Here is a 16630-nt window from a genome sequence, read left to right as displayed (position 1 = left end):
GCTTATCGCTGGTTATTTTTTGTTTTGTCAAAAACGAAATCTATAACTTCTTTATGACGTTTTTTAGATCTTACAGAACTTCCTGCTGCTGGTGCACCGTAAGGTCTTCTAGATGCTGCTCTAAAGTTTTTAGCCTCTTCTAAGTGCATCATCATATGCATGTATGCGCCCATGTTTCTTGGCTCTTCTTGTGCCCAAACCACATCTTCTACATGCTTATATTTATCTAAAATTTCTCTTATTTTTTCTACAGGTAACGGGAACAACTGTTCTATCCTTACTATAGCTACATCGTTTCGGTTTAGATTTTCTCTTTCTTCATCTAAATCGTAATAGAACTTTCCTGTTACAAATACTAATGTTTTTACATCTTCGGTTTTTACTGAAGTATCTTCGATTACCGTTTGGAAACTTCCGTTAGCAAACTCTTCTACCGTACTAACACATTTTGGATGACGTAACAAACTTTTTGGTGTAAACACTATTAATGGTTTACGGTAATTAGATAACATTTGACGTCTTAACAAATGGAACATATTTGCAGGTGTAGTACAATCGGCAACAAACATATTGTCTTTTGCACATAATTGTAAGTAACGCTCCATACGAGCTGAGGAGTGCTCTGCTCCTTGACCTTCATAACCATGAGGTAAAAGCATTACTAGTCCGTTTTGTGTTTTCCATTTATCTTCTCCTGAAGATATATATTGGTCTAACATTATTTGCGCTCCGTTACTAAAGTCTCCAAACTGAGCTTCCCATATGGTTAATGTTTTTGGGCTAGCCATAGCATAACCATAGTCAAAACCTACAACTCCATACTCTGATAATAATGAGTTATAAATATAAAAATGACCTTGATTATTATCTAAATTATTTAGTAATACTATTTCTTCTTCGCTATCTTCTACTTTTACAACTGCATGTCTGTGAGAGAAAGTACCACGTTCTACATCTTGTCCTGTTATGCGTACATCGTAACCTTCGGCTAGTAAAGTACCATAAGCTAAATGCTCTGCCATAGCCCAATCCAACCTGTTCTCGTCAAACATGGTTTGTCTAGATTGGATTAATCTTTCTATTTTTCTGATAAACTTTTTATCTTCTGGCAAGTTTGATATTACTTTGGTTATATCTGCAAGCTTCTCTTTACTTGTAGTTGTATCTACAGTTTGCATCATTACTTTTTCGTCTACACGTACAAAATCTTTCCACGTGTCTTCCATAAATGGAGTAATGATTGTCTTATCTTCTTTTCTAGAATCTTCTAATTTTTCTTCTAGTTTGTCTTTATAATCTGTCTCTAATTGCTTTACGTAATCTTTATCTATAACTCCGCTATTAATTAGCTTCTCTGCATAGATATCTCTAGGATTTGCATGCTTTGCAATTGCTTTATATAGTTTTGGTTGGGTAAATCTAGGTTCGTCTCCTTCGTTATGCCCATATTTTCTATAACCTAATAAATCTATAAATACATCTCTATTAAATTTCATTCTAAAATCTAAAGCAAATAACATTGCGTGTACTACAGCTTCTGCATCGTCTGCATTAACGTGTAATACTGGCGACAAGGTTACCTTACCAACATCTGTACAATAGGTACTAGATCTGGCGTCTAAATAATTTGTTGTAAATCCTACTTGGTTATTTACAACAACATGGATAGTTCCATTTGTTTTGTAACCGTCAAGTTGAGCCATTTGAACAATCTCGTAAACTAAACCTTGACCTGCAATTGCTGCATCACCATGTACTACAATTGGTAACACTTTACTAAAGTTATCTTTATGTTTTTGATCTTGTTTTGCTCTAGATATACCTTCTACCACTGCTCCTACTGTTTCTAGATGCGAAGGGTTAGGCGCTATACTTAAATTTATTTTTTTTCCTGTATCTGTACTACGTTGACTTGTCCAACCTAAATGATATTTAACATCTCCGTCAAAGACTTCTTCTTCATAATCTTTACCATCAAACTCGCTAAAAATATCTTTTGCAGATTTACCAAAGATATTTGTTAGGGTACTTAAACGACCTCTGTGTGCCATACCCATTACAAATTCTTCTACACCTAGCTCTGCTGCTTTTTCTATTACTGCGTCTAATGCAGGGATTAACGATTCTCCTCCTTCTAAAGAGAAACGTTTTTGTCCAACGTATTTAGTGTGCAGAAAGGTTTCGAAAGAAACAGCTTCGTTTAACTTTTTTAGAATATGCTTTTTTTGATCGGCAGTAAAACTTGGTTGATTATCGTTTATGTTTAACTTATTTTGTATCCATTTAATTTCTTCTGGCTGACGTATATACATATATTCAATACCAATAGAATCACAATAAATACTATTTAAGTGTTTTAAAATTTCTCTTAAAGATTGTGTGCCTATACCTAAAATTTCACCTGCATTAAATTGGGTATCTAAGTCTGCTTCAGACAAACCAAAATTTGCTAGTTCTAATGTTGGCGCGTATTTTCTACGCTCTCTAACTGGATTGGTTTTAGTAAAAAGATGACCTCTACTACGGTAACCATCTATTAAATTTACTACCTGAAATTCTTTTTGAAGATGCTCTGGTATTTGTGCCGAGACACCTTCTACAATTTCTCCTTCCATTCCATAGTTCTCACTTCCAAAGTCATAACCTTGAAAAAATGCTCTCCAACTTGGCTCTACAGAGTCAGGGTTTTTTAAATATTGATCGTATAATTCAGCAAAATATGCTGTATGTGCTGCGTTTAAAAAGGAATATTTATCCATTATTATGTGTAAGTCGTGTTCGCTTCAACAAAATTTTATCAAAAATACAACTTTTACCAAATATAGCGATGGTTTTATTATATTTATAACGTTTACATTTAACTAAATTGATGATTATGAAAAATATCCACTTAAAACAACTTCATTTTAAATTATTGCTAATATTTAGTGTGTTTTTTACGAGTTTATCATTTTGTCAAGGAAATTTAACAAAAAACAAAAGTGATTTCTGGGAAAACGTAAGATTTGGTGGCGGTTTTGGTTTAAGTACAGGCGATGGTTTTTTTAGCGCCACCTTAGCACCTAATGCTATCTATCAATTTAATAGTAAATATGGATTAGGTGTTGGTTTAAATGGGACGTATAATAGACAAAAAAATGTTTATAAATCTACAATTTTTGGAGGTAGCGTTATTGGAATTTACAATCCTATAAATGAAATACAACTTTCTACTGAATTTGAAGCTTTAAATGTTAATAGAAAGTTTGAAGGTAACTTTTCTAATAATCTAGATGATAATTATTGGTATCCTGCTCTTTTTATAGGTGCTGGTTACCGTACAAACAACATTACTTTTGGCATAAGATATGACGTTTTATATGACGATAACAAAAGTATTTATGCAAACTCATGGATGCCTTTTGTTAGAGTTCTTTTTTAAGTGTTATGAAAATTATTTTAATTTTTATGTGATTTTAGTCACCTTAATCTTTTAGACTTAGATTTATTTTTGATCAAATTAAAATATCTGAATTATGTCAAAATTAAAATCTACACTTTTATTATTAACAACAATATTAATTTTTAGTTGTGGAGGCAAAGAAGAAAAAAAGAAAGAAGGTTTTTCTTACAAACGTACTTCTTCAACTAAAACCGAAAAAACTACAACAAATAAAAAATTAGCTTCTAACACTATAGATTTAACTAATAAAGGTGTTGGACCAATTAAAGAGCTTAAACTTACTGATGACATTGATCAAAAAATGGTTGCTCATGGTAAAGAAGTTTACGACAAAATGTGCACTGCTTGTCATAGAGCTGATAAAAAATTTATTGGTCCAGCTCCTAAAGACATTTTAAAAAGACGCACGCCAGAATGGGTTATGAACATGATTTTAAACCCAGAAGAAATGCTTGAAAAAGATCCTTTAGCAAAAGACTTACTTAAAGAATTTAACGGTACACCAATGATCAATCAAGGTTTGACAGAAAAAGATGCTAGAGTTGTTTTAGAATATTTTAGAACACTCTAAAATTAATAATGGTTTAGACATTAAGAATATTGGTGTCTAAACCATACTTTTTGCCATTCTCTTTTTAGGATTAAAAATGAAACGTTTTCACTTAACTGTAAAGCATCGTTACCATCTAAAGCTTTAATTTGATGTTCTGGCACATCAATTATATATAGCAAATTAAGATATTCTGTAAATTTTTCTTGTATTAATCTATATATCGTGTCTTGCAACAACAACTTCAAACTAGTTGGTAAGATATCTTCATCAAAATCTAAATCTAGATTAGCGTATAAAAAATCTTTATTTAGTTGAGAGACTAATTTTTTATACAAATTTAATTTTGTGGCGTCTTCAATTAAGTTTTCAAATGTTGCTGGTAATTTCATTAGACTTTTCTTGTCATTAATCCCATTCCAAAATCTTTTAATAGCTGTTTTTTTTCTCCAGAGATAGTTAATTCATCTAAAATCTTAAATGCTTTATTTGTATATTCTTCTATAGCATTTTGAGTTGCTTTTGCAGATCCACTTTCTACAAAAAACTGTTTTACAGTTTCTATTTTATCTTTGTTATCTTCTAATTGAACCGAATATAATTGCTCTAATTGCCTTTTTTTATCTGCATCCAAATACTCTAATGCTTTTAAATACAGATATGTTTTTTTATTTTCAATTATATCTCCTCCTATTTGCTTTCCAAACGTTTTTGGATCGCCAAATGCATCTAAATAATCATCTTGAAGCTGAAAAGCTATACCTAACAATCTTCCAAATTGATAGATGCTTTCTTTATTTTCTTCAGACGTTTTTGCTACAATAGCTCCCATCTTCATAGCTGCACCAACTAGCACAGCTGTTTTATACTCAATCATTTTTAAGTATTCTGAGATAGTAACATCATCTCTTGTTTCAAAATCTACGTCGTATTGTTGTCCTTCACAAACCTCCAGAGCTGTTTTACTAAATAATTTAGCTAATGCTTGAAACGTTTTAGGCTCATAATTTTCAAATAGTTGATAAGCCATAATTAGCATTGCATCTCCTGACAAAATACCTGTATTAATATCCCATTTTTCATGTACAGTTTGTTGTCCACGACGTAATGGTGCATCATCCATAATATCATCATGCACTAATGAAAAATTATGAAAAATCTCTACACTTAATGCTGCATCAAAAGCATCTTTATGGTTAGCATCAAAAATTTCGGCAGTCATTAAAGTTAGTACTGGCCTTAATCTTTTTCCGCCTAATTCTAGAATATAATTTATAGGATTATATAAGTTTTCTGGCTGTTTTGGCTTTGCGTATTGCTGTAAATACGCTATAAACGCTTTTTGATAATTAGAGATATTTTGCATCCTGCAAAAATAAAGCAATTAGACATATTAAACTAAAATAATCGCATGTTAAAAAATCATTAAAACTTAGGAAACTTTTTTTGTTTTTAAAGTTTCCTGACGTACATTTGCCCAGATTATGAGAGAGAATATTTTAGACAAATCAGCAGATTTATTTTTAAACTATGGGTTTAAAAGTGTAACAATGGATGATATAGCTAATGCTTTAGGTATTTCAAAAAAAACTATATATCAACATTTTGATAATAAAACAAAGCTAGTAGAAGCTACAACATTGCATATGTTTGATATGATATCTAAAGGCATTAATTGTATTTGTTCTTTAGAGAAAAATCCTATTGAAGAAATTTATGAAATCAAACGTTTTATAATGGAACATTTGAAAGACGAAAAATCTTCACCTCAACATCAACTTCAAAAGTATTATCCAAAAATTTTCGAATCGTTAAAGCAAAAGCAATATTACTTAATGCAAGATTGTGTTGTAAATAATTTAAATCGCGGTGTAGAATTAGGATTATATAGAAAAAGCATCAACATTCAATTTATATCTAGACTATACTTTAATAGTATGATGTCTTTAAAGGATAGAGAATTATTTCCTTTACAAAATTTCTCAATGAACATGTTAATGGATAATTATTTAGAATATCACGTTCGTGGAATTTGTACATCAAAAGGCTTAGATATTTTAAAAGAACTAACAGAAATAAATCAATCATAAAAACTACCAAAAGAATATAAATGAAATCGTTATTCAAATTACTAATAATCACAGTGTCTTACTTTGGGTTTGCCCAAGAGACACCACAAAATTTTAGCTTACAAGAAGCTATAGATTTTGCTTTAGAAAATAACAGGCAAGCTAAAAATGCTACTTTAGATATCGAAGCAGCAAAAAAACAAAAATGGGAAACTACCGCAACAGGATTACCTCAAATTAACGCTGCTGTTGACTATCAAAACCTTATCAAACAACAGTTTGAATCTGTAGATTTTAACCAAGATGGTATCCCAGATTTTGGAGCAAAAAACTCTGTTAATGCCTCGGCAACATTAAGTCAGTTACTATTTGATGGTTCTTATTTAGTTGGATTACAATCTGCAAAAGTCTATTTAGAAATTTCTAAAAACTCTAAAGCAAAAACAGATTTAGAAGTTAGAAAAGCAGTAATTAATGCCTACGGAAACGTATTAATGGCAGAAGAAAGTGTTTCAATTTTAGAGAATAACATTAAAATTCTTCAGAAAAATTTAGATGAAACCACTAAAATCTATGAAAATGGATTAGAAGAAGAAGAAAGTGTAGAGCAATTACAAATAACATTATCTAGTGTGCAAAGTAACTTAAACAATACTAAAAGATTAAAAAACCTAGCCTATCAAATGTTAAGTATAACTATAGGTCTAGACTATAATACTCCAATAATTTTAACCGACGACTTAGAAAGTCTAACTGTAAAAAACATACTTCAAGACGGTATAGAAGATGCAGATGTAAAAAACACAATTGATTATAAGATAGCTGCCAACGATAAAACCTCTAAAGAATTACTGTTAAAACTTGAAAAAAGTAAAGCACTACCAACTTTAAGTGCCTTTTTAAGCGGTGCATATATTGGGAATAATAACGAGTTTAAATTCTTATCAGATCAGCAAAAATGGATTGGTACAGCTACATTTGGCGCTTCATTAAACATCCCAATTTTTAGTTCTGGTATGCGTAGTGCAGCAACACAACGTGCACAAATTAACTTAGAAAAAGCTCAAATAAATCTAGATGAAACCGAGCAACAATTAAAATTACAAATTGAAGCTGCTAAAAGCGATTTTATTCTAGCAACAGAAGAATACGAAAACAAAAAGCAAAATCTTAATCTTGCCGAGAGAATCGAAAATAAAAATCAAACCAAATTTTTTGAAGGTGTTGGCTCTAGTTTTGAACTAAGACAAGCACAAACACAACTATACACAGCACAACAAGAATTTTTACAAGCTATGTTAGACGTAATTAACACCAAAGCAGAATTAGAAACATTAACCAACACAACAACCAAATACTAAACTCTTAAAACAATGAAACATATACAATTAATAATCCTTACATCGCTATTATTAGTAGCTTGTGGCGGTGATAAAAAGAAAAATACCGTAGAAAGTGTTTTAGAAACTAATAATCTAGAAACCATTAGAGCTAAACGCGCAGAGCTTGTAGAAAATCAAGAAGAAATTAATGCAAAAATCAAACAGTTAGATGAAGCTATTGCAAAAATAGACACTGTAAAAAAAGTACCATTAATTACTACAATTACAGCCAAAACTGAAGTTTTTAATCACCAATTAGAAATTCAAGGTAACGTAACCACAAAAAACCTATTAGTTATTACACCAGAATTTAATGGCATACTAACAAATGTATACGTTAAAGAAGGACAAAAAGTAAGCAAAGGACAATTATTAGCAAAAATTGATGATGGCGGATTAAGCCAACAATTGGCACAATTAAAAATTCAAGCAGATTTAGCGCGTACAACTTTTGAGCGTCAAAAACGTCTTTGGGATCAAAACATTGGTAGCGAGATACAATACTTACAATCAAAATCAAATTACGAAGCGCAACAAGAAGCTGTTAATCAACTACAACAACAAGTCTCAAAAACTAGTGTAAAAGCTCCTTTTTCAGGAACTATTGACGATGTCATTACAGAACAAGGAAGCGTTGTTGCTGCAGGACAAACACCGCTTATGCGCATTGTTAATCTAAATGATATGTACATAGAAACAGATGTACCAGAAAGTTACATAACAGATGTAACCAAAGGTAAAGATGTTACAGTCTCAATTCCTGTAATTAACAAAACTGTTGACACCAAAATTAGACAAGCCGGAGATTATATAAACCCAGCTAACAGAACATTTAAAATTGAAGTTCCTGTTCCTAATAAAGACAAAGACATTAAACCAAACTTAACTGCCAAATTAAAAATTAACGATTATACTAACAAAGAAGCGCTCTTAGTACCACTAAGCATTATATCTGAAAATGCAGAAGGCGAGCAATACCTTTATACTATTAAAGATAAAAATAAAAACGGAGAAGGTATTGCTACTAAAGTAATCATCAAAACTGGTAAAACACAAGGTGATGTTATAGAAGTGCTTGAAGGCATTAAAAACGGTACCGAAATTATTAAAGAAGGTGCTCGTAGCGTAAAAGACGGACAAACAGTTAAAGTCATTAAATACTAAAAAATCAACCAATGACTAAAAAGAAAAAAAATAAAAAAGTAGACAAAGAGTTTGCACTATCATCGTGGGCAATTAACAATAAAACCACAATGTATGTACTTATTCTGGTCATATTTTACTTAGGTGTATCTGCATTTTTCAGTATGCCAAGAGAAAACTTCCCAGAAGTTAACGAGACTAAAATATACGTAAGCGCTGTTTTCCCTGGTAACACAGCAGAAGACATAGAAAAACTTATCGTAGATCCATTAGAAGACGAGCTTAAAACAGTTAGCAACGTTGTCGAAATTACATCTACTTCTCAAGAAGATTATGGGATGTTAATGGTAGAATTTGACGAAAACATAACTGTAGAACAAGCAAAACAAAAGGTAAAAGACGAAATTGACACCAAAACTTCTGGCGAGGATTGGCCAACTTTTAATGGTGCAAAAGTAGAACCTGATGTATTCGAGTTAAGCCTTTCTGAAGAAATGCCAATTCTTAACATTAACATTTCCGGTGATTACCCAATTGAAAAACTTAAAGATTACGGCGAATATCTTCAAGATGAAATTGAAGACCTTTTAGAAATCAAAAAAGTAGACATTCGTGGTGCACAAGAAAAAGAAGTTGAAGTCGCTGTAGACATTTACAAAATGATGGCTGCTCAAGTTACTTTTAACGATATTATAGGCGCTATAAATAATGGTAATGTTACTATGTCTGCTGGTAATTTAAAAGCAAGCGGACAAAGACGTACCATTCGTATTTTAGGAGAAATAGAATATCCTGCTCAATTAGAAAATTTTGTTGTAAAATCTGAAAACGGAAACGCTATCTACCTAAAAGATATCGCTAAAGTATCTTTTAAAGAAGAAGACAAAACAACCTTTGCAAGAGAATTTGGTCATCCAGTAGTGATGTTAGACGTTAAAAAACGTGCTGGTAAAAACATGGTTGCTGCTGCAGAGCAAATTCAAGTCATTGTAAAAAATGCAAAAGACAATGTATTTCCTCAAGATTTAACTGTTACCATAGCAAACGACCAATCTTCTGTAACCATTGGTCAGGTAGATGACCTTGTAAACAACATTATTTTTGGTGTTCTTTTAGTAGTTACCGTTTTAATGTTCTTCTTAGGATTTAAAAACGCCATATTTGTTGGTTTTGCTATACCAATGTCTATGTTTATGTCTTTAATGATTTTAGAATTATTAGGACAAAGTCTTAATACCATGGTACTTTTTGGACTAATTATGGGGCTTGGTATGCTAGTAGATAACGGTATTGTTGTTGTAGAAAACGTCTACCGTTTAATGGATGAAGAAGGCATGACGCGTATGCAAGCTGCCAAAAAAGGAATTGGAGAAATTGCTTTCCCTATTATTATCTCTACACTAACAACTGTTGCTGCATTCGTACCGCTTGGTTTATGGCCAGGTATTATGGGAGAATTTATGATGATTTTACCTATCACACTTTCGGTAGTATTAGGATCATCGCTGTTTGTAGCTATATTTTTCAACTCAGTATTAGTATCTCAATTTATGAGTACAGAAGATAAAGACATGCCATTAAATAAAATTATTCGTACAACAGTAATCATGGCTGTTATAGGAATTTTAGTCTTAATAGTTGGCGGTAGCTATCGTGGTTTAGGTACACTTATGGTATTTACCGCAATAATGTTATGGGTTTACAGATTAGTGTTACGTGGTTGGGCAAACAACTTTCAAAATAAAACATTAGTTAAGTTAGAGCGATGGTACGAAAAACAATTACGTTGGGCTTTATCAGGTAAAAAACCATACATATTAAGTTTAGGCACATTTGCTTTACTTATTCTATCATTTGTGGCTTTCGGTATTTCATTAGGATCACAACGTACTAAAGTTGAATTTTTCCCAGACAATAAACCTAATCAAATCATTGTCTATATAGAATATCCACAAGGAACTGCAATAGAAAAAACAAACGCTATTACCAAAGAAATTGAGCAACGCGTCTACAAAGTTTTAGACAACAATCAATATAAAGATGGCGACTATAACTTTATGGTAGAAAGTGCAGTTTCTCAAGTTGGTGAAGGTGCTGGTAACCCACAAACCGATGGTGGATCTGCTGCCGAAATGCCTCATAAAGCTAAGATTACTGCATCAATGCGCGAGTATAAATACCGTCGTGGTGAAGATAGTGAGCTTTTAAGACAAAAAGTACAAGAAGCGCTTGTTGGTATTTATCCAGGTGTATTAATTTCTGTAGAAAAAGACCAAAATGGTCCGCCTGCTGGTGCTCCTATTAATATTGAAATTGAAGGTGAAGACTATAACGAGTTAATTGCTACTGCCGAAAAAATGCGAGAGTTTATTAACTCAAGAAACATTGCTGGTATTGACGAGCTTAAAATTGATGTAAATAAAGACAAGCCATCAATGCAAGTTATTGTAGACCGTGAAAAAGCTGGAGAATTAGGAATAAGCTCTGCGCAAGTTGGGCAACAATTACGTAATTCAATCTTCGGTTCTAAAGCTGGGATTTATAAAGAAGGTGGAGACGATTATGATATTTATGTTCGTTTTAACGAAGATAACAGATACAATACAAGTGCGTTATTTAATCAAAATATCACATTTAGAAATACAACTGGACAAATAGTAAGCGTTCCTGTTTCTGCAGTTGCATCTTACGAAAACAATTCAGGGTTTAGTGCCATTAAACATAAAGACACTAAACGTGTTGTAACGGTATATTCTGCATTAGCACCAGGTTACACAGATGCTGGCGCAATTGTAACAAAAATTCAAAACGAAATGAAAAGTTTTGAAGGTTTACCAGAAAACATCAAAATAGATTATACTGGTCAAATAGAAGAGCAAAACAAGCAAATGGCATTTTTAATGGGTGCATTTTTTACAGGACTTGGATTAATCTTTTTCATCTTAATTTTCCAATTTAATTCGGTTTCAAAACCAGCTATTATAATGTTAGCTATTTTCCTAAGTTTTATTGGTGTATTTGGCGGATTAGTTATAACTGGTAAAGCATTCGTAATTATGATGACAATGGTTGGTATTATTTCGCTTGCCGGAATTGTGGTAAACAATGGTGTTGTACTATTAGATTACGCACAACTTTTAATAGATAGAAAGAAAAACGAATTAGACTTAGACGACAACGAATATTTAAGCAACGACGATCTTTTTGAAAGCATAGTAAAAGCTGGTAAAGCACGTTTAAGACCTGTATTATTGACCGCTATTACTACAATCTTAGGATTAATACCACTAGCTATAGGATTAAACATTAACTTCTTTACATTGTTTAGCGAGTTTGATCCAAACATCTATATGGGAGGAGACAACGTTGTATTTTGGGGACCATTAGCTTGGACAGTAATTTATGGATTGTTTGTTGCAACATTCTTAACATTAATTGTTGTTCCGGTATTATTCTTCTTAACAATGAAATTAAAAATGTGGATTAGAAATAAATTCTCTTCTAATAAAACAGAAGTAATCGCAGAAGACATTTAATATCCCTTAATCACTTCTAAATAAAAAAGCCGAAGCACTTGCTTCGGTTTTTTTATTGCTTAAATTTGCACCTACTAAAACATAATTATGTATAGAAGTCATAGCTGTGGTGAGTTAAGAGCATCACATATAAATACAGACGTTACCCTTTCTGGTTGGGTACAAAAATCTAGAGATAAAGGATTTATGATTTGGGTAGATCTACGTGATCGTTACGGAATTACTCAACTTATTTTTGATGAAGAACGTACGCCTAAATCCATCATGGAACAAGCACAAAAGTTAGGTCGTGAGTTTGTGATTCAAGTTGAAGGAACCGTAATCGAACGTGAATCTAAAAACAAAAATATACCAACAGGTGATATCGAAGTTTTAGTAAAAGAATTAACCATTCTTAACGAATCTAAATTACCACCTTTTACTATAGAAGATGAAACTGATGGTGGCGAAGAGTTACGCATGAAATATCGTTACATCGATATTAGACGTAATCCCGTAAAAAACAACTTGATTTTTAGATCTAAAGTCACACAAGAGGTTAGAAATTTTTTATCAAACCAAGGATTTATAGAAGTAGAAACACCTTATTTAATCAAATCTACACCAGAAGGTGCACGTGATTTTGTGGTGCCAAGTAGAATGAATGAAGGACAGTTTTATGCGCTTCCGCAATCACCACAAACCTTTAAGCAACTGCTTATGGTTGGCGGTATGGATAAATATTTTCAAATTGTAAAATGTTTTAGAGACGAAGATCTACGTGCAGATAGACAACCAGAATTTACGCAAATAGATTGCGAAATGGCGTTTGTAGAGCAAGAAGACATATTAAATGTTTTTGAAGATTTAACACGTCATTTGTTAAAAGAAGTCAATGGTGTTGAAGTTGAAAAATTCCCACGTATGCTTTATGACGATGCTATGCGCCTTTACGGAAACGACAAACCAGACATTAGATTTGGTATGCAGTTTGGAGAGCTTAACGATGTTGCTCAACACAAAGATTTTGGTGTATTTAATAATGCCGAATTAGTTGTTGGTATTGCAGTACCTGGTGCTGCATCATATACTCGTAAAGAGATAGACAAGCTTATAGACTGGGTAAAACGTCCACAAGTTGGTGCTTTAGGTATGGTTTATGTAAAATGTAACGAAGACGGAACTTACAAATCTTCAGTAGATAAATTTTACGATCAAGACGATCTTGCTAAATGGGCAGAAAAAACGGACGCTAAAGCTGGCGATTTAATTTGTATACTTTCAGGAGACACAAACAAAGTACGCGCACAACTTAGTGCTTTACGTATGGAAATGGCAGAACGTTTAGGTTTACGTAAACCAAACGAATTTGCGCCACTTTGGGTAATCGATTTCCCATTATTAGAGCTTGATGAAGAAACTGGTCATTACCACGCCATGCACCATCCGTTTACCTCTCCAAAACCTGGTCAAATAGAATTATTAGATACTAAACCAGGCGAAGTTAAAGCTAATGCTTACGACTTAGTGTTAAACGGAAACGAAATTGGTGGTGGTTCAATAAGAATTCATGATAAAGAAACTCAAGCCATCATGCTTAAACATTTAGGTTTTAGCGAAGAAGAAGCTAAAGCGCAATTTGGATTCTTAATGGATGCTTTTGAATATGGTGCGCCACCACATGGCGGACTTGCATTTGGATTAGATAGGTTAGTAGCAATTTTAGGCGGACAAGAAACCATTAGAGATTTTATTGCATTCCCTAAAAACAATGCTGGTAGAGATGTCATGATAGATGCGCCTGCACCAATTGATGATGAACAATTAGACGAACTTAATTTAAGTTTAAAACTTAATTCATAAATCAAAAAAAATCCTGCAACCTTTGCAGGATTTTTTGATTAACTTTAAGTATGCCTAAACAATCGCTTTTAAAACGTTTTTTTATATGGAGGTTAAAGCACATCTCCGAAAAAACTTTTACTTATATTTTAAGTGGTTTAGTTGGATTATTAGCAGGTCTTGCTGCAGTAACGTTAAGAAACATCACCTTTACTATAGAAGGTGCTTTAGATAATTTAGCTGTCTTTTCTAAAAACCAAGTTTACTTTATTTTACCGGTTATAGGATTGTTTTTAGTGTATCTGTTTGTCAAATACATTTCAAAGAAAAATATAGAACATGCTATTCCTTCAATTCTATTTAAACTATCAAAAAGAAGCGGATTAATAGATCGGTCTAAAATTTATATTCCATTAATAACTGCACCTTTAACGGTTGGTTTTGGTGGATCTGTTGGATTACTTGGACCAGCAATAGCTTCTGGATCTGCAATAAGTTCTAATTTAGGACGACTATTTCATGTTAATCAACAAACAAGAACGTTATTAATTGGTTGTGCTGCTGCAGGAGCAATTTCTTCAATATTTAAATCACCAATTGCGGCTATTATTTTTGCGGTAGAAGTGTTTAGTTTAGATTTAACTTTTGCTTCATTATTACCGTTATTAATTGCTTCGGTTTCTTCCGTATTAACGTCTTACTTCTTTTTAGGAGACGACTTACTGTTCAACTTTAATTTTTCGGATAAGTTTCAAATAAAAGATACTTTATTTTATGTGGTTTTAGGTATAGGTACTGGATTCGCTTCTATTTATTTCACTAAAATGTACTTTTTTATCCTTCAATTTTTTGAGCGTTTTAAAACCAAACTCTTAAAATTAATAGTTGGTGGATTGGCTATTGGTGGTATGTTATTTTTAATTCCGCCACTTTATGGTGAAGGTTTTGGATTTATAAACAATCTACTTGCTGGCGATCATTTAAGCGCGCTTGGCACAACGCCTTTTGATGCTTTTAAGGATAATATTTGGGTTGTAATTGCCTTACTTTTTGGTATTACTATTTTTAAAGCTATTGCAATGACAACAACTTTTGCGGCTGGCGGAGCAGGAGGAATTTTTATTCCAACTATGGTTATGGGAAGCGCTTTAGGTAATGTAGTTGCTAAAGTCATTAACAATCTTGGTTTAGGATTTTACGTGTCAGAAACCAACTTTACCTTAATTGGTATGGCAGGACTAATTGCTGGTGTATTACATGCGCCTTTAACTGCTATTTTCTTAATTGCCGAAATTACTGGCGGTTACGAATTATTTATTCCTTTAATGATTGCTGTATCCATGTCATTTATAATCAAAAAAAATGCGTTTGATTATACCATTTATACTCGCGAACTTGCTTTAAAAGGCGAACTTTTAACACATGATAAAGACCAAAGCGTATTAACTTTAATGACTTTAGATAGTGTAATAGAAACTAATTTTATAGCGCTAAATCCTAAAATGACTTTAGGAGAAATGCTTCATAAAGGCGTTGCAAAATCTACTCGAAATTTATTTCCTGTCATAAAAACAGATAAGACTTTAGTCGGAATAATTTTATTGGATGATGTTAGAGAAATCATGTTTAATCAAGCCTTATACGATACCACTTTTGTAGAAGATTTAATGCACAATGCGCCAGATATTATCGATTATAAAAACGATTCTATGAAAGATGTAATGACTAAATTTCAAAACTCTAATGCGTGGAATTTACCTGTCGTTAAAGACCATAAATACATTGGTTTTGTCTCAAAATCTAAATTATTAACAGCATACAGACGCCAATTAATTAACTTTACAAAATCTTAAAATCACCTCAATGAAATACTTAATTTTATTAACATTTATAGCCAGTTTAGCATCAATAATTTGCGGTTATGCATTAGACAATGTAGACAACCAAAAGTTAATTGGCTTTGGCGTTTTAGGCTTATTTTTTGTGGTTATTCCGTTGTTTTCTTATCACCGTTGGAAAAACAAAAAAGTTGAAGATTACATGCTTACCAAAGAAAAACTTCAAGAGATGCGAGACAAAGAAGGCGATAAACGTAAATTATAATTTTAGCGTTACCCTATCGGGTCGCGCTTTCACAAGTCGCAATCAAAGATGTGCTCCAACAATTATTCAATCGCTAACGCACATTCCAGCCAACATAAAGACCATTAGTTAAGATTTCGTTTTTTTACAAAAAACCGTTTCATTAAAGCAGAAGCTTCTTCAGCTAAAATTCCACCTTCAATTTTAGTTTTAGGATGCAATTTGGTGTTTAAATTAATACATCCGCGTTGTTCATCTCTAGCTGCATAAACAATCCTACTAATCTGACTCCAATACAATGCGCCAGCACACATTTGGCAAGGCTCTAAAGTGACATACAAAGTACAATCTTTTAAATATTTTCCACCTAAAAAATTAGCAGCAGCAGTAATGGCTTGCATTTCGGCATGCGCCGTTACATCATTTAAACGCTCTGTAAGATTATGTGCTCTAGCGATAATGCGATCTTTAATTACAATTACAGCTCCAACAGGAATTTCACCTTTATCAAAAGCCTCTTGCGCTTCTTGCAAGGCTTTTTTCATAAAATAAGTATCATCAAAAGGTTGTATCATAAGCGTAAAAATACAATTTAAGATACTACA

13 protein-coding genes are annotated in these 16630 nt (G+C 32.5%); 9 read left to right on the top strand and 4 right to left on the bottom strand.

The features are described from left to right. Positions 1 to 2: 2 nt before the first annotated feature. Positions 3 to 2759 carry a 2-oxoglutarate dehydrogenase E1 component gene (locus ACEQT4_RS03300; protein WP_370226001.1) on the bottom strand — a complete coding sequence of 919 codons (2757 nt, stop codon included), beginning with the start codon at positions 2757 to 2759 and terminating at the stop codon, positions 3 to 5. A gap of 116 nt (positions 2760 to 2875) precedes the next feature. Between ACEQT4_RS03300 and ACEQT4_RS03295 the strand changes: the two genes are divergently transcribed. Then, on the top strand, positions 2876 to 3421 hold the full coding sequence (locus ACEQT4_RS03295) for an alpha-ketoglutarate decarboxylase (RefSeq protein ID WP_370226000.1): 546 nt from the start codon (positions 2876 to 2878) through the stop codon (positions 3419 to 3421). Positions 3422 to 3515: 94 nt separating this feature from the next. Next, entirely contained in the window at positions 3516 to 4013 is a 498-nt protein-coding gene (locus tag ACEQT4_RS03290; RefSeq protein WP_370225999.1) for a cytochrome c, read from the top strand. Between the two features lie 20 nt (positions 4014 to 4033). On the opposite strand, the gene ACEQT4_RS03285 is transcribed toward ACEQT4_RS03290, so the two are convergent. Together ACEQT4_RS03285 and ACEQT4_RS03280 are read right to left on the bottom strand one after the other, a co-directional pair. After that, positions 4034 to 4384, bottom strand: coding sequence for a hypothetical protein (locus ACEQT4_RS03285; protein WP_370225998.1), 351 nt, complete (start codon positions 4382 to 4384; stop codon positions 4034 to 4036). Then, positions 4384 to 5358: a polyprenyl synthetase family protein gene (locus ACEQT4_RS03280; protein WP_370225997.1), complete on the bottom strand. Its 975-nt coding sequence runs from the start codon at positions 5356 to 5358 to the stop codon at positions 4384 to 4386. The genes ACEQT4_RS03285 and ACEQT4_RS03280 overlap by 1 nt, the downstream gene beginning before the upstream one ends. Before the next feature lie 118 nt (positions 5359 to 5476). Here ACEQT4_RS03280 and ACEQT4_RS03275 point away from each other — a divergent pair, with 118 nt between their 5' ends. The 7 genes from ACEQT4_RS03275 to ACEQT4_RS03245 all read left to right on the top strand — a co-directional run bounded on the left by ACEQT4_RS03275 (position 5477) and on the right by ACEQT4_RS03245 (position 16046). Then, on the top strand, positions 5477 to 6082 hold the full coding sequence (locus tag ACEQT4_RS03275; RefSeq protein WP_304142474.1) for a TetR/AcrR family transcriptional regulator: 606 nt from the start codon (positions 5477 to 5479) through the stop codon (positions 6080 to 6082). A 20-nt stretch (positions 6083 to 6102) separates the two neighbouring features. Further along, on the top strand, positions 6103 to 7422 hold the full coding sequence (locus ACEQT4_RS03270) for a TolC family protein (protein WP_370225995.1): 1320 nt from the start codon (positions 6103 to 6105) through the stop codon (positions 7420 to 7422). 12 nt (positions 7423 to 7434) lie between these two features. Continuing rightward, entirely contained in the window at positions 7435 to 8607 is a 1173-nt protein-coding gene (locus ACEQT4_RS03265; protein WP_370225994.1) for an efflux RND transporter periplasmic adaptor subunit, read from the top strand. An 11-nt stretch (positions 8608 to 8618) separates the two neighbouring features. Next, on the top strand, positions 8619 to 12122 hold the full coding sequence (locus ACEQT4_RS03260) for an efflux RND transporter permease subunit (RefSeq protein WP_370225993.1): 3504 nt from the start codon (positions 8619 to 8621) through the stop codon (positions 12120 to 12122). 87 nt (positions 12123 to 12209) lie between these two features. Beyond that, positions 12210 to 13964, top strand: a complete 1755-nt coding sequence (gene aspS / locus ACEQT4_RS03255) for an aspartate--tRNA ligase (RefSeq protein ID WP_370225992.1) — start codon at positions 12210 to 12212, stop codon at positions 13962 to 13964. Positions 13965 to 14014: 50 nt separating this feature from the next. Beyond that, positions 14015 to 15796 carry a chloride channel protein gene (locus tag ACEQT4_RS03250; protein WP_370225991.1) on the top strand — a complete coding sequence of 594 codons (1782 nt, stop codon included), beginning with the start codon at positions 14015 to 14017 and terminating at the stop codon, positions 15794 to 15796. Positions 15797 to 15806: 10 nt separating this feature from the next. After that, a complete protein-coding gene (locus ACEQT4_RS03245; RefSeq protein ID WP_370225990.1) occupies positions 15807 to 16046 on the top strand; it encodes a hypothetical protein in 240 nt (79 codons plus the stop codon). Positions 16047 to 16150: 104 nt separating this feature from the next. Here the strand turns inward: ACEQT4_RS03245 and ACEQT4_RS03240 are convergent, their stop codons facing one another. Next, the gene (locus tag ACEQT4_RS03240; RefSeq protein ID WP_370225989.1) at positions 16151 to 16600 is read right to left on the bottom strand and encodes a nucleoside deaminase; all 450 of its coding nucleotides are present in this window, start codon (positions 16598 to 16600) and stop codon (positions 16151 to 16153) included. Positions 16601 to 16630: the final 30 nt, after the last annotated feature.

The sequence above is a fragment of the Mesoflavibacter sp. genome, assembly GCF_964226795.1.
Classification (GTDB): domain Bacteria; phylum Bacteroidota; class Bacteroidia; order Flavobacteriales; family Flavobacteriaceae; genus Mesoflavibacter; species Mesoflavibacter zeaxanthinifaciens.
The sequence above is the reverse complement of the archived record's forward strand: the minus strand, read 5'-3'. Positions and strand labels throughout refer to the sequence as shown.